The 13,601-nt window shown below is 64.1% G+C and carries 10 protein-coding genes; 2 read left to right on the forward strand and 8 right to left on the reverse strand.

The window, feature by feature from the left end; all coding sequences use genetic code 11:
• Positions 1-86: 86 nt before the first annotated feature.
• The 6 genes from NOX35_RS21165 to NOX35_RS21190 form a co-directional block, all read right to left on the reverse strand.
• Positions 87-1,334: a CaiB/BaiF CoA-transferase family protein gene (locus NOX35_RS21165; protein WP_256494629.1), complete on the reverse strand. Its 1,248-nt coding sequence runs from the start codon at positions 1,332-1,334 to the stop codon at positions 87-89.
• A 40-nt stretch (positions 1,335-1,374) separates the two neighbouring features.
• Positions 1,375-2,166 (reverse strand): oxepin-CoA hydrolase, alternative type, encoded by a 792-nt coding sequence (locus NOX35_RS21170; protein ID WP_256494630.1) that lies wholly within the window; start codon positions 2,164-2,166, stop codon positions 1,375-1,377.
• Positions 2,167-2,214: 48 nt separating this feature from the next.
• A complete protein-coding gene (locus tag NOX35_RS21175; RefSeq protein WP_256494631.1) occupies positions 2,215-3,348 on the reverse strand; it encodes an acyl-CoA dehydrogenase family protein in 1,134 nt (377 codons plus the stop codon).
• Between the two features lie 228 nt (positions 3,349-3,576).
• Positions 3,577-4,776, reverse strand: a complete 1,200-nt coding sequence (locus NOX35_RS21180; protein ID WP_256494633.1) for an acyl-CoA dehydrogenase family protein — start codon at positions 4,774-4,776, stop codon at positions 3,577-3,579.
• A gap of 160 nt (positions 4,777-4,936) precedes the next feature.
• Positions 4,937-6,133 carry an acetyl-CoA C-acyltransferase gene (locus tag NOX35_RS21185; RefSeq protein ID WP_182284154.1) on the reverse strand — a complete coding sequence of 399 codons (1,197 nt, stop codon included), beginning with the start codon at positions 6,131-6,133 and terminating at the stop codon, positions 4,937-4,939.
• A gap of 264 nt (positions 6,134-6,397) precedes the next feature.
• Complete coding sequence (locus NOX35_RS21190; protein WP_256494634.1) at positions 6,398-8,515, reverse strand: 3-hydroxyacyl-CoA dehydrogenase NAD-binding domain-containing protein; 2,118 nt, start codon at positions 8,513-8,515, stop codon at positions 6,398-6,400.
• Positions 8,516-8,627: 112 nt separating this feature from the next.
• On the opposite strand from NOX35_RS21190, the gene NOX35_RS21195 reads away from it, so the two are divergent.
• Entirely contained in the window at positions 8,628-9,545 is a 918-nt protein-coding gene (locus NOX35_RS21195; protein WP_182284158.1) for a LysR family transcriptional regulator, read from the forward strand.
• A gap of 54 nt (positions 9,546-9,599) precedes the next feature.
• Here the strand turns inward: NOX35_RS21195 and NOX35_RS21200 are convergent, their stop codons facing one another.
• Positions 9,600-10,616: an AraC family transcriptional regulator gene (locus NOX35_RS21200; protein ID WP_232538011.1), complete on the reverse strand. Its 1,017-nt coding sequence runs from the start codon at positions 10,614-10,616 to the stop codon at positions 9,600-9,602.
• Positions 10,617-10,964: 348 nt separating this feature from the next.
• Between NOX35_RS21200 and NOX35_RS21205 the strand changes: the two genes are divergently transcribed.
• Entirely contained in the window at positions 10,965-11,807 is an 843-nt protein-coding gene (locus NOX35_RS21205; protein WP_182284160.1) for a TauD/TfdA family dioxygenase, read from the forward strand.
• Between the two features lie 531 nt (positions 11,808-12,338).
• Here NOX35_RS21205 and NOX35_RS21210 read toward each other — a convergent pair.
• The gene (locus tag NOX35_RS21210; protein ID WP_182284162.1) at positions 12,339-13,397 is read right to left on the reverse strand and encodes a 3-keto-5-aminohexanoate cleavage protein; all 1,059 of its coding nucleotides are present in this window, start codon (positions 13,395-13,397) and stop codon (positions 12,339-12,341) included.
• Positions 13,398-13,601 lie beyond the last annotated feature (204 nt).

Here is a 13,601-nt window from a genome sequence, read left to right on the forward strand (position 1 = left end):
TGCCCGCTGCCTGTGAGCCTGACACGGCCCAACGCAGCGACACCGAGCAAGGGCCTATGCCGGCCGCGCAGCGGCTCAGGGGTGCTTCATGAAGGCTCCTGGGGCAGCGTGAGAACGCCCCTGGCTTGCAGGTCCTGCAGTTGCGCATCATCGAGCGTCAGCAGGCGCTGCAGCACTTCGCGCGTGCCCTCACCCAGCGTGGGCGGTGCATGGCGGATGGGCAGGCGCTGTCCGTCCAGGCGATAGGGCGGCGCGAACACGGGCGTGGTGCCGACCACGGGATGGGGCATGTCGCGCAGCAGACCGCTGCGGCGCGTGCGCTCGCTGGTCAGGGCCTCGTGCAGGCCGGCCACACGGCCGCAGGGAATGCCGGCTGCCGTCAGGCGCTCCAGCAGCAGATCGCGCGGGAAGCTGCCAATCAGTGCCTTGAGCATGGGCAGCAACTCCAGCCGGTTCCTGGCCCGGTTGACGTTGGTGGAGAAGCGCTGGTCCTCGACGATGTCGGGGCGCATGATGACCTGGCGGCAGAACTTGTCGAACTGGCTGTTGTTGCCCACGGCAATGATCAGCGGGCCGTCGGCGGCCTCGTACATGCCGTAAGGCACGATGGATGGATGGGCATTGCCGTAGCGCTCGGGATCATGGCCCAGTTGCAGGGCATCCAGGCCGTAGTAGCCGGTGACCGTGATGCCGCTGTCGTACAGTGCCATCTCGATGAGCCGGCCCTTGCCCGTGCGCTCGCGGCGGAACAAGGCGGCCAGCACGGCCTGGGCTGCATACATGCCAGTTACCAGGTCCACCACGGCCACGCCGAATTTGAGCGGCGGCATGCCTGCCTCGCCATTGAGTGCCATCAGGCCCGCCTCGCCCTGGATCACCAGATCGTAGCCAGGGCGCTTGGCCTCGGGGCCGCTGCTGTCGTAGCCAGCCACTGCGCAGTAGATCAGGTCCGGCTTGATGGCCTTGAGCTGCTCGTAGCCCAGGCCCAGCTTCTCGGCGCCGCCGGTCTTGAAGTTGTGGATGAGCACGTCGAACCGAGGCAGCAGAGCATGGAGGATCTTCACGCCCTCGGGCGTTTGCAGATCCAGCGTGATGGACCGCTTGTTGCGGTTCATGCTGTTGTAGTAGGTGGTCTCGGTCTTGCCGATGCGAATGCCCCAGTCACGCGTGTCATCGCCGCGACCCGGGTGCTCGACCTTGACCACTTCGGCGCCGAAGTCGGCCAGTACCATGCCGCACAGCGGCCCGGCGAAGACGCGGGACAGATCGAGTACTCGCACCCCCTCCAGCGGGAAGTCGATGTCCTGGTTCTGTTCGGTATTGCTGTCGGCCATCTGCCTTGTCTCCTTGGAAAATCTTGGTTTCGTCGAACGCTCAAGCACGCAGTTTGGTGAAATCGGCGCTGCGCTTTTCGAGAAAGGCGGCAATGCCTTCACGGGACTCCTCGCTACCTTGCGAGTTCACCATGTGCTGCGCTTCCAGCTCCAGCTGCTGCTCCAGCGTATTGCGCGGCGCCTGGCGGCACAGGTCCTTGATCAGTGCCATGGCCCGGTCCGGGCCGGTAGCGATCTGGGCGGCCAGCGCGATGGCATCGACCAGCGCCTGGCCGGGCTCGGCCAGGCGGTTGACGGGGCCCAGAGCGTGCATGCGTTCACCGCTGATGCGCTCGCCGGTCAGACACAGCTCGGTCAAGACCTGCCGCGAGACGAACTCGGCCAGAAAGGCCGTGGCGCCGCCATCGGGCGTCAGTCCCACTTTCACATAGGCCACGGAGAACAGGCTGTCGCGGGCGGCCACCAGCATATCGCAGGCCAGCGCCAGCGACAGACCCGCGCCCGCTGCCGCGCCTTCGACGGCGGCGATGACGGGTTTGGGGCAGTCGCGCACGGCGCGAATCAGATCGTGAAGGCCTTCGAGCTTTTCTCGGCGCTGCTCCACGGGCAGTTCGCGGCGCCTGGCCAGTTGGCGCAGATCGCCACCGGCGCAGAAATGCCCGCCCTCGCCCGTGAGCACGACCGCCCCCACGCCGGCATCGGCCGCAGCATCCGCCAGCGCGGTCGTGACGGCCGCGTAGAACTCGGGCGACAGCGCATTGCGCGCAGCCGGGTTGTTGTTGCTCAGCACCAGCACGGCACCTTCGCGGCGAATCAGCAAAGCGTCACTCATTGATGTTCTCCATGTCTAGTGAAACCGCAGCACCTCAGGCGCTGAAGTTCATGCCTGGGTCAAGGCCATGAAACGCGCCAGGTGATGGTCCTCGTCGCCAAACTGGTGGTCGATCATGATCAGTCGCTTGGCGTAATGCGCCAGCGGCAGCTCCCAGGTCATGCCGATGCCGCCATGCATCTGTATGCTTTCCTCGGCCACCAGGGTCCCCACGGAGCCCACGGTGTACTTGGCGGCAGACAGCATCTTCTCGCGCTCGGTGCCCTGGGCATTGTCGATGGCATCGGCCGCATTGATGACGGCAGAGCGCACCTGCTCCACCTCCAGCAGCAGATCGGCCATGCGGTGCTGCAGCGCCTGGAAGCTGCCGATGGCCACGCCGAACTGCTTGCGCGTCTGCAGATACTCCAGCGTGTTCTGCTTGGCCACATCCATGGCGCCCAGCGCCTCGGCAGCCAGTGCCAGCAGGGCAAAGCCCTGCACATGCTCGAGCACGGCATGGCCCTGGCCCTCGGCACCCAGCAGCGCCTCCTCGGCCAGCTGCACATTCTCGAAAGTCAGCTCGGCGGCACGACCGCCTTCCATGCGGCTATAGCCACGCTTGGCAATCCCGGCGGCGTTGCCGTCGACCAGGAACAGGCTGATGCCGGCAGTATCGAACATGCCGCCTGCGGTGCGCGCGGACACCAGCAGCAGATCGGCTTTTTCGCCAAAGGCCACCACGCTCTTGGCGCCGTTGAGCACCCAGCCCGTGGCGCTCCTGGCCGCCGTGGCCGTGACCTTGTTGAGCTCGTAGTGGCTACCCGGCTCATCGTGTGCCAGGGTGGCGATCACGCCTCCTGCGATGATGTCTGCCAGCTGGCGCTTGTGCGCTTCGGTGCCGGCCGCAATCAGGGCCTGGCCCACGACCAGCGCACCCAGCAGCGGCTCGGCCACCAGGCCGCGGCCCAGCGACTCGAACACCACGCTGATGTCAAAGCCCGAGCCACCAAAGCCGCCCTCCTCTTCGGGGAACAGTGCGCCGATCGCGCCCAGCTCGGCAAATTGCGCATACAGCGCGGGGCTGTGACCTTCTGCGCCATAGGCCAGTTGGTTGCGCTGCTCGATGCCGTATTGCTCGGCCACAAAGCGGTTCAGGCTGTCCGCCAGCATGCGGCGGTCTTCGGTGTGTGTGAAGTTCATGACAAATTCTCTCTACCCAATCGAACGAATCGGTGTCGCATGCCACCGCCCGGTTCGCCAGGGATGCCCGGCAAGGGCCTAGGCCGGCCGCACCGCCCCGCAGCGAGGGCGTCGTCCCCCTTGGGGCGTCCGGCTAGGGGCGCCCGGCTAGGGGCGTCCGTCTAGGGGGCGCCCGGCCAGGGGAAGGCGCGGGGTCGCCCAGACGAAGCGACTCAGGGGGTTACAGGTTCACAGGCCCAGAATCATCTTGGAGATGATGTTCTTCTGGATTTCGTTGGAGCCACCGAAGATCGACAGCTTGCGGTAGTTGAAGTAGTTGGCCGAGGCCGTGGCGGCTTCGTCGATGCCGCCCACGGGCGCCTGGTCATAGCCTTCGTACTGGGCCTCGTCGATATAGGGCACGGCATACACGCCCATGGCGCGGCGGATCAGAGACAGGATTTCCTGGCGGATCTCGGTGCCTCGGATTTTCAGCATGGAGCTTTCCGCACCGGGCACGCCGCCACCGGCCACGGCCGCGATCACACGCAGATTGGTGGTCTTCATGTTCTCCAGATCGATCTCGACGCGCGCCATGCGGGCGGCGAACAATGGGTCCTGGTTCAGCGGCTGGCCGTTCTTGTGCACCTTGGCGGCGATGACCTTGAGCTTGGCCAGGGCCGAGATGCAGAAGCCCACGCCCGCAATGCCGGTGCGCTCATACGTCAGCAGATACTTGGCATAGGTCCAGCCCCGATTCTCCTCGCCCACCAGATTCTCGACCGGCACCTTCACATCGGTGAAGAAGACTTCGTTGACTTCCTTGTCACCGTCCAGCGTGCGGATGGGACGCAGCTCCACGCCGGGACTGTTCATGTCCACCAGCAAAAAGCTGATGCCGGCCTGGGCCTTGGCTTCGCGGTTGGTACGCACCAGGCAGAAGATCATGTTGGCGTGCTGGCCCTGGGTGGTCCAGGTCTTCTGGCCGTTGACGATGTAGAAGTCTCCATCGCGCACGGCCGTGGTCTTCACCGAGGCCAGATCGGAGCCCGCTCCGGGCTCGGAATAGCCCTGGCACCACCAGTCCTGCCCGCTCAGAATGCGCGGCAGCCAGTACTTTTTTTGCTGCTCGTTGCCGTACTTGATCAGCACCGGCCCCAGCATGTTGACGCCGAAGGGCACGATGCGCGGGCCGCCAGCCAGGGCGCATTCGGTGTCGAAGATGAACTTCTCGACCGCTCCCCAGCCCGGACCGCCATGCTCCTGGGGCCAGTGATTCGCATACCAGCCGCGCTCGTTGAGAATGGCATGCCATTCATCCTGATCGGCCTTGCTCAGACGCTGGCCGGCCTTGACCTTGGCCGAAATATGACCGGGCAGCTTTTCCTTGAGAAAGCTCTGCACCTCGGCGCGAAACGCCTCTTCCTGGGGGGTGAATTGCAAATCCATTGCTGTTTCCTGGTGATCCATGGCTCATTGCGCCTTCGCAGCCTCTGACACCGGCACACTCTGAACCAGAGATGCCGAGCAAGGGCCTGGGCGGCCCCGCCGCCCCGCAGCGAGGCTGTCGTCCCCCTTTGGGGGAAGGCGCGCAGCGCCTCAGGGGGTCTTAGTAAATCTCGAACAGGCCCGCAGCGCCCATGCCGCCGGCGATGCACATGGTCACCACGCCCCACTTGACCTTGGGGTTGCGGGCCTTGCGGCGCTGGCCTTCGAGCAGGATGTGGCCGGTCAGGCGTGCACCCGTCATGCCGAAGGGGTGGCCGATGGCAATCGCGCCGCCGTTGACATTCAGACGTTCGTTGGGAATGCCCAGCTGACGCTGGCAATACAGGGCCTGCGAGGCAAAGGCTTCGTTCAGCTCCCAGAGGTCGATGTCATCCACCGTGAGGCCGTGACGCTTGAGCAGCTTGGGCACGGCAAACACGGGGCCTATGCCCATTTCGTCAGGCTCGCAGCCGGCCACGGCAAAGCCGCGGAAAGCGCCCAGGGGCTTGAGGCCCAGACGCTCTGCCAGCCTGGCTTCCATCACCACGCAGGCGCTGGAGCCGTCGGACAGCTGCGAGGCATTGCCGGCCGTGATGAAGTTGCCCGGGCCCTTTACAGGCTCCAGCCTGGCCAGCCCCTCCAGCGTGGTACTGGCGCGGTTGCAGTTGTCCTGCGTGGCCACCACGTCGCGGTAGGTGACTTCGCCGGTTTCCTTGTTCTTCTCCATCATGCGTGTGGAGCAGGCAATGATCTCGTCCTTGAACAGATCGGCGGCCTGGGCCGCTGCCGTGCGCTGCTGGCTTTGCAGCGAGAACGCATCCTGGTCTTCACGCGTGATGCCATAGCGCTTGGCCACCACATCGGCGGTGTCGATCATGGCCATGTACAGCTCGGGCTTGTGCTCCACCAGCCAGGGGTCCATGTCGGTGGGCAGGTTGTTGCCGGCCCGGATGCCGGAGATGGTCTCGATACCGCCGGCCAGCATCACGTCCACGCCCTCGGCCACGACGCGACCCGCCGCAATGGCGATGGATTGAAGACCCGAGGCGCAAAAACGCGTGATCGTGGTGCCGGCGATCGACAGCGGCAGCCCGGCGCGCAACACGGTCTGGCGACCCAGATTGCGGCCCTGGAAACCGTCGGGGTTGCCGCAGCCCAGAATCAGGTCCTCGATCATTTCGGGATCGACTCCCGAGCGCTCCACCGCCGCCTTGACGGAGAAAGCTGCCAGCTGGGCGGCGGGAGTGACGTTGAACTCGCCGCGATGCGACTTGGTCAGCGGTGTGCGGGCGGTGGAAACGATAACGGCTTCACGCATGGTGCTTGTCTCTGTGAATGTTGAAAACTATTTTTGATAGCTTCAAGCGCTTGTCATTACTTGCTTTCAGATATTTTTCATACTGAAATCAATACAAATAAAGCGCTAGCAGCTACTTATTTTGATTAATCGCTCAAAAACTGGCACACCCCATCGGCGGACTGCCGAGCAAGGGCCTAGGCGGCCCCGCCGCCCCGCAGCGAGGGCAGTGTCCCCCTCCCGCGAAGCGAGAGAGGGGGAAGGCGCGGAGCGCCTCAGGGGGTGTTACTTATTCAGGCTTTCGAAGTTCCTGCCCTCGGCCACCAGCTTCTGCAGCAGCGGCGCGGGCTTCCAGAACAGCGCGTCTTCCCTGGCAAAGGCCTCGATATCGGCCAGCACCTTGGGAAGGCCCTGCATATCGGCCCATTTCATGGGGCCGCCGCGGTGACGCGGAAAGCCGTAGCCGGAGATAAAGGTCACGTCCACATCCAGCGGGCGCAGTGCAATGCCCTCGCCCACCACCTTGGCGCCTTCGTTGACCATGGCAGCCATGTAGCGGCGCATGATTTCCTCGGCCGTGAACGAACGCGGTGTCACGCCCTTCTTGGCGCGCTCGGCATCCACAATGGCCAGCACTTCAGGGTCGGGCTGACCGATGCGCGCACCTTGCGGGTAGAGATAAAAGCCGCGGCCCGTCTTCTGGCCGAACCAGCCGTTTTCGCAGATGCGGTCGGCAATCTCCACATAACGGGCCTTGGGGTCGCGCGTGGCAGCACGGCGCTTGCGTGTGGCCCAGCCGATATCACCGCCGGCCAGGTCGGTGACCTGGAAGGGCCCCATGGCAAAGCCGAAGCCGCGCACGGCCTCGTCGATCTCGTAGGGGCTGGCTCCGTCTTCCATCAGGTAGTCGGCGGCCTGCTTGTAGGTGGCCAGAATGCGGTTGCCGATGAAGCCGTCACAGACGCCGGCGCGCACCGGCACCTTCTTCATCTTCTTGGCCAGTTCGAAGGCCGTGGTCACCACATCGGGCGCCACCTTGGCGGGCACGACGATCTCCAGCAGCTTCATGATGTTGGCCGGGCTGAAGAAGTGCAGACCGATCACGTCCTGCGGGCGGCTGGTGACGGCGGCAATCGCATCGATGTCCAGATACGAGGTGTTGGTGGCCAGCACGGCGCCGCTCTTGCAGACGCGGTCCAGTTCCTTGAACACCGCCTTCTTGACCTCCAGGTCTTCGAAAACCGCCTCGATCACCAGATCCACGTCGGCAATGTCGTCATAGCGGGTCGATGGCGTGTAGCGCGCCATGATGGCGGCCTTGGCCTCTTCGCTCATGCGGCCCTTGGCGATCAGGCCGTTGTAGACCTTTTCCACATTGGCCTGGCCGCGTGCGATGGATTCGGCATCGCGCTCGATCATGGTCACGACCAGGCCGGCATCCAGTGCCGAGACGGTGATGCCCGCGCCCATGGTGCCGCCGCCGATGATGGCGATCTTGCTGAAGGCGCGCGGCTGGGCGGCGCGGGCCTCGGGAATCTTGGCCGTCTCGCGCTCGGCAAAGAAGGCATGGATCAGACCGGCGCGCTGCGGGCTGTCGATACAGGCCAGAAACTGGGCACGCTCGAACTTCAGGCCTTCGGCAAAAGGCAGATCCAGAGCGGCCTGCACGCAATCGATGATCTTCAGCGGCGAGAACAGGCCACGCGACTTCTTGGCGGTGTCGGCACGCAGCACATCGAGTTCCGCCTGGGCCGCGGCCTTGTCGGCCAGACGGCCCGGCGTGGCGCTGACAGGACGCAGCGGCGCGCCCTGGGTCAGCAACTCACGCGCATAGGCGAGGCCGGCCGCCATGGGGTCCGTGCCCTCTTCCAGCTTGTCCACCAGGCCGGCTGCCAGCCCGGCTTTGGCGCCGATCTGCTGGCCGCTGAGCATCAGCTCGGTCGCCGCCTTCACGCCCATCAGGCGCGGTGCACGCTGCGTGCCGCCGGCGCCGGGCACCAGACCCAGAGAGACCTCGGGCAAACCCAGCTTCGCGCCAGGCAGCGCCAGGCGGTAATGCGCCGACATGGCGATCTCCAGACCGCCACCCAGTGCCGCGCCATGAATCACGGCCACCACGGGCTTGCTGCAGGCCTCGATACGGTTGCAGACATCGGGCAGGAAGGGCTGGACCGCAGGCTTGCCGAATTCGCGGATATCGGCACCAGCGATGAAAGCCTTGCCCTGACCCACGATCACCACGGCCTTGACCGCGGCGCTGGCATCGGCCTGCTCCATGGCTGCCATCACACCCTGGCGCACGGCAGCGCCCAGCGCATTGACGGGCGGATTGTTGACGCTGACGAGCAGGACGTCACCGTCTTGCTTGAGTTCAACGACAGAAGTGCTGGCTTCGGCGGTCATGCATGTCTCCTGAATCTCTTTATGGAATGGGCTTTATTTTTACGACGACAATGTTTTCTAACAATCCCATGAATCATTGACAGACTGTCAAAGAAAATTAGACAAATACGCCATGGACTCCCAATCGCTGACCCTGCTGGTCGAAATCATTGATAGCGGCAATCTCAGCCAGGCAGCGCGCAAGCTCAAGATGACGCGTGCCAATGTGAGCTATCACCTGACCCAGCTGGAAAAGGCGGCGGGAGTGCAACTGGTCAAGCGCACCACGCGCCGCGTGGAGCCCACCGAGATCGGCATGCGTCTTTACGAACATGGGCGCAACATCCACAACGAAATGCTGGCCGCACGCGAGGCCATCACGGCGCTGGGCCAGAGCCTGCAGGGCCGCGTGGGCATCAGCGTGCCCAGCGGCTACGGCCAGATCGTGATGAGCGAATGGCTGATCGAGTTCAAGCGCCTTTATCCGGGCATCGTGCTCGACGTGCTGTTCGAGAACCGGGCCGACAATCTGCGCGACGATGTGGACATCATCGTGCGCGTGATCCAGGAGCCGCCCCTGTCCCTGGTGGCGCGCAGCCTGGGCACGGTGCGCTACCTGGCCTGCGCCTCACGCGAATATGCGCAGACCCACGGCCTGCCCAAAACCCTGCATGCCCTGCGCGCCAGTCCGCTGATCACCGCCGGAGTCACGGGGCGGCAATTGCGCCTGGCCGCCTATCTGGGCGCCGAGCGCCACGAAGTGATGCTGGAGCCCACCATGATCTCCGAGCATTTCCCTTTTCTGCGCGACGGCATCCTGGCCGGTCTGGGGGTAGGTCTGGTGCCCGACTATGTGGTGCAGGACAAGCTGGCCACGGGCGAGGTGCTGAGCACGCTGGACGAGTACCGGCTCAGCATCTTCGGCACCCATATGTATCTGCTCTACCTGCCCAACCGGCATCAGACCAAGGCCGTGCGCACCTGTATCGATTTTCTGCTGGCCAAGGCCCAGCCCGAGGCAACCCAGCTGGCCGCGATGCCCCAGCCCTGAGCGGCAACGCAAGACGCCAGCGACCAGGCTGGCGTTTTCATTCGGACAGCGCTCTCAGGACAGGCTGCGATTCAGATTCTGCTGGCGCCAGCTGCTGGGGCTTTGCTGAAAATGCTTGCTGAACCAGCGCGTGAACGAGCTGTTCTCGGCAAAGCCGGCCTGGGCTGCCGCTTCACTCACCGACAGCTGCGGATTCTGCAGCGCACGCAGCGCTGCCTGGCTGCGCACGGCGTCCAGCGTTTCCTGAAAGCTGGTGTTCTGGGTTTCGAGGTGCCGCTGCAGCGAGCGGGCCGTATAGCCAAGCGCGCCGGCCACATGGGCAATGCTGTGGCGGCCGTGGGGCAGCAGCGACTGCAAGGTGCTGCGCACCTGCTGCTCCAGCGATCTGGCCATGGGCCGCGGTGCATGGCTCTCCATCAGGCTGCGGGCGTGGCTCTCCATCAGGCTGTCGTGATCGGCATCGATGGCCTCCAGATCCTCGTTGCTCACCACGATGCCATCGAAGTCCGAGCCGAACACGATCTCGCTGCCCAGCACGCGGCGATGGCTCATGGTGCTGCCCGGTGCGCTGTGCGAGAAGTGGATGCTGGCCGGGCTCCAGTGCTTGCCCAGCTGATAGCGGCACAGGCTCATCAGCGCCGTGATGCCCAGCTCCACCGGGTGGCGACCCGGGTTCTCGCGCTCGGTATCCAGGTTCAGCTGAATGATGGAATAACGCCCCTGGGTCACCACCTCCGTGCCCACGGTGGTGCTGATCATGTGGTCGTAGTCCTTGAAGGTCTTGAGCATGCTGGAGAGGCTGGCCTGGTGCTGCAGCAGCAGGCTGATCGGCCCGAAGTCGGACAGACGCCAGTGCGATCCCATGAGCAGGCCCAGCGAAGCATGGCCGGCCTGGGCGGACGAAGCCTCGAGCAACTGCGCAAACGCAGCCTCTGGAACCATGAGGTCGGGAGAGCTCAGACAGCTGTGATCCAGCCCCACCTGGCGGAACATGCGCAGCGGATCGATGCCGAGCTCGTTCGCCACCTTGGCGTACTTGCACAGGCTCACACTTCGGATACGGGGCTTCATCGTGACCTGGAAAACGGTTGACCCGGGTCCTGCACAACAGGCCCGGATTTCATGGACGGAGACAGGACCTGGGGTCATTTGCCATTTCGGGCGTTGATGTTTATCAATATCAAGACAAGCAGTCAATCAATGGATACCAGTAGATCGCGACAGATATGACGGTTCGGCGCGCAGATGCGTCCACTTCATGACGACCCGGGCCCGCCCTAGGGTTTTCCTTGCACCCACCCAAGAGGGCAACAAGCTGACGCGTTTGGTCAAGCCCTGCGGCTGTTGCTGCGCCGAAAATTTTTCCATCAGACGGCGGCGCCCTGCATCAAGGCCTTGCCGGGTACTTAGGAGAAGACCATGAAAGTCGAACAACTGACCTGCAGCATCGGCGCTGAGGTTTCCGGCATCCACCTCGGCGATGCGTCCCGCGACAAGGGCCTGGCCGAGGAAATTCGTGCCCTGCTGCTGCAGCACAAAGTGCTGTTCTTCCGCGATCAGGACATCACGCGTGCCGAGCATGTGGGCTTTGCCCGCCACTTCGGCGATCTGGAGGACCACCCCGTGGCCGGCAGCGACCCCGACCACCCCGGTCTGGTGCAGATCTACCGCAGCGAAAAGCGCGAAAACTACGAGAACACCTATCACACCGACGGTCAGTGGCGCGAGAACCCGACCATGGGCTGCGTGCTGCGCTGCATCGAAGGCCCTGCCGTCGGTGGCGACACCATCTGGGTCAACATGGCCGAGGCCTACCGCAACCTGCCCGAGGACATCAAGCAAAAAATAGCCGGCCTCAAGGCCAAGTCCAGCATCGAACACGGCTTCGGCGCCGTCATGCCCGAAGAAAAGCGTCTGGAGCTGGGCCGCCTGCATCCTCCGGTCGAGCATCCCGTGGTGCGCACCCATCCCGAAACCGGCGAGAAGATTCTCTACGTCTGCAGCTTCACCACCCACTTTGCCAACTACCACACGCCCGAGAACGTGCGCTATGGCCAGGACAAGACGCCCGGTGCCAGCATGCTGCTGAACTATCTGATCAGTCAGGCGGCCATCCCCGAGTACCAGGTGCGCTTTCGCTGGAAGCCCGGCAGCGTCGCCATGTGGGACAACCGCTGCACCCAGCATTACGCCGTGCAGGACTACTGGCCCGCCGCGCGAAAGATGGAGCGTGCTGCCATCATCGGCGACAAGCCCTTTTGACAAGCCTTTCTGACAAGCCTTTTTTGACGGGCCAATCCCAGCCGGCGCCGCCGCACCCCGGCGCCGCGACATGGCGCACAACATTTGGCAAAACGCCTGTGCTGCATAAAAAACAATAGCTAGCATCGCCTGACTGACATCGAGGATAGAGACATAGCTGCCTGAAACGCTTTGAAAACAAGCGCAGGCAGCTATTATTTTTTGCCATCACCCGCAACATGGATGCGCGCCCAACCGGGCCCTGCCCTGTCTTGCGCCAATCTCGCCCTGAAGCCGGAACGCAGAACCCAGACCCGGGAGGGGGCGACAGCGTCGCCAGGTGCAGCCTGTCATTGCTGTGCCCCCTGGCGTGCGGAGACTATGTCAGGCCTGCCCTCACCCTGGCCAGGGCCATTTTCCGGGCCCGCCAGAAATCATCCTGGCATGAAAAAGGCCTCCATCGCGGAGGCCGTTTTTTGCGCATGTCGGTTCAGCAGAGACCGCTTGCAGGCGAGGTCGTGATCGCCTTGCCTGCAAGCCTGCCCCGGAAGATCAGGAGGTCTTCCTGAGAAAACCCTGGTTGGCGCCGGGCCGGTTGGGCGCAAAACCGTTGGCGGCCAGGCTTTCCTCCACGCTGTCGTAGAACACGCCGATCTTGCTGATCTCGCGCGCCTGCCTGGCGGTGGCGACAGGACGACCGAACTCGCGCGAGATGCGCACCAGCTGCTCGATCTGCGAGACGGTGCTGGCCTTCTCTGTGCGTGTCTGGTTCCACAGACAGTCCTCGGTGCCGCAGCGCACATGCAGACCGGCGGCGATGCCCCACATGTTCACGGGCAGCACGTTGCGCACATTGCTCTCCACGGTCAGCACGGCGCCATCGGGCACGGCGCGCACAAAGTTGGCCAGGCTGTACAGGCTGGGCGTGTCCATGCCGCCGGCAATCGCCACCCAGTTCATGACCAGCGGGCCCATGTAGAAGCCACGGCGCATCAGGCGCTCCACCGACTCGAAGCTGTTCAGGTTGTAGCACTGGAAGGCGCTCTGGATGCCGGCCCTGGTCAGGCGGCGCACATGCTCTTCCACCCAGCCCGGCTGCGCGGGCACGGTCATTTCCTTGTAGGCATTGAACAGCGTGGGATTGGCGCGCGAGGTGCCCGCAAAGTCCGCATCTTCGGCCTGGTCGGTCACGTTCATCTGCGAGGTGTTCACCGTCACGGTCACCTGATCGGGCACCGGGTCCAGATCGGCCAGCATGTGGCGGGTGTCGTCGGAGAGCCATTTGGCCGCCTGACCTTCGTCCTCGGGAGCAAAGCTGATGGAGCCGCCGACCTGGATGATCATCTCGGGCACGGCCTTGCGCACGCCGGCGATCAGTTCGTTGAACTTGGACAGGCGCTTGCTGCCCTTGCCGTCCAGCTCGCGTACATGCAGGTGCAGCACCGTGGCGCCCGCGTTGTAGCAGTCCACGGCTTTCTGAATCTGCGCCTCCATGGTGACGGGGATGTCCTCGGGAAAGTCCGAAGGCAGCCAGCCCGGGGCATAGGGTGCCGCTGTGATGATCAGGGGTTGCTGGTTTTCGGGGAACAGATGGCCGTCGAGAAAGTTCATGACATGTCTCCAAGTGAATGCGGGCTCCGACGCACAGCCACGGCCGCGGCTTGCCCGCCCTGAGCAATGCCGCCAGGCATTCAAAAGACATGGGCAACAGCGGCCGGCAGGCACCGGGTCGTCGAAATTGAAAGCAATTTCACTGTAGGAGAGCTGTCTGCAAAGCGTTTGCCCCAGGACGCTCAAAGCTTGGCAAAGTGCGCC

The sequence above is a fragment of the Comamonas sp. C11 genome, from assembly GCF_024496285.1.
Classification (GTDB): domain Bacteria; phylum Pseudomonadota; class Gammaproteobacteria; order Burkholderiales; family Burkholderiaceae_C; genus Comamonas; species Comamonas testosteroni_F.

Excerpts from the sequence above, each read along its gene's own strand:
- NOX35_RS21210 (WP_182284162.1), bottom strand. The coding sequence starts at position 13,397 with ATGAACTTTCTCGACGGCCATCTGTTCCCCGAAAACCAGCAACCCCTG.
- NOX35_RS21205 (WP_182284160.1), top strand. The coding sequence starts at position 10,965 with ATGAAAGTCGAACAACTGACCTGCAGCATCGGCGCTGAGGTTTCCGGC.
- NOX35_RS21180 (WP_256494633.1), bottom strand. The coding sequence starts at position 4,776 with ATGGATTTGCAATTCACCCCCCAGGAAGAGGCGTTTCGCGCCGAGGTG.
- NOX35_RS21170 (WP_256494630.1), bottom strand. The coding sequence starts at position 2,166 with ATGAGTGACGCTTTGCTGATTCGCCGCGAAGGTGCCGTGCTGGTGCTG.
- NOX35_RS21195 (WP_182284158.1), top strand. The coding sequence starts at position 8,628 with ATGGACTCCCAATCGCTGACCCTGCTGGTCGAAATCATTGATAGCGGC.
- NOX35_RS21165 (WP_256494629.1), bottom strand. The coding sequence starts at position 1,334 with ATGGCCGACAGCAATACCGAACAGAACCAGGACATCGACTTCCCGCTG.
- NOX35_RS21190 (WP_256494634.1), bottom strand. The coding sequence starts at position 8,515 with ATGACCGCCGAAGCCAGCACTTCTGTCGTTGAACTCAAGCAAGACGGT.
- NOX35_RS21200 (WP_232538011.1), bottom strand. The coding sequence starts at position 10,616 with ATGAAGCCCCGTATCCGAAGTGTGAGCCTGTGCAAGTACGCCAAGGTG.
- NOX35_RS21175 (WP_256494631.1), bottom strand. The coding sequence starts at position 3,348 with ATGAACTTCACACACACCGAAGACCGCCGCATGCTGGCGGACAGCCTG.
- NOX35_RS21185 (WP_182284154.1), bottom strand. The coding sequence starts at position 6,133 with ATGCGTGAAGCCGTTATCGTTTCCACCGCCCGCACACCGCTGACCAAG.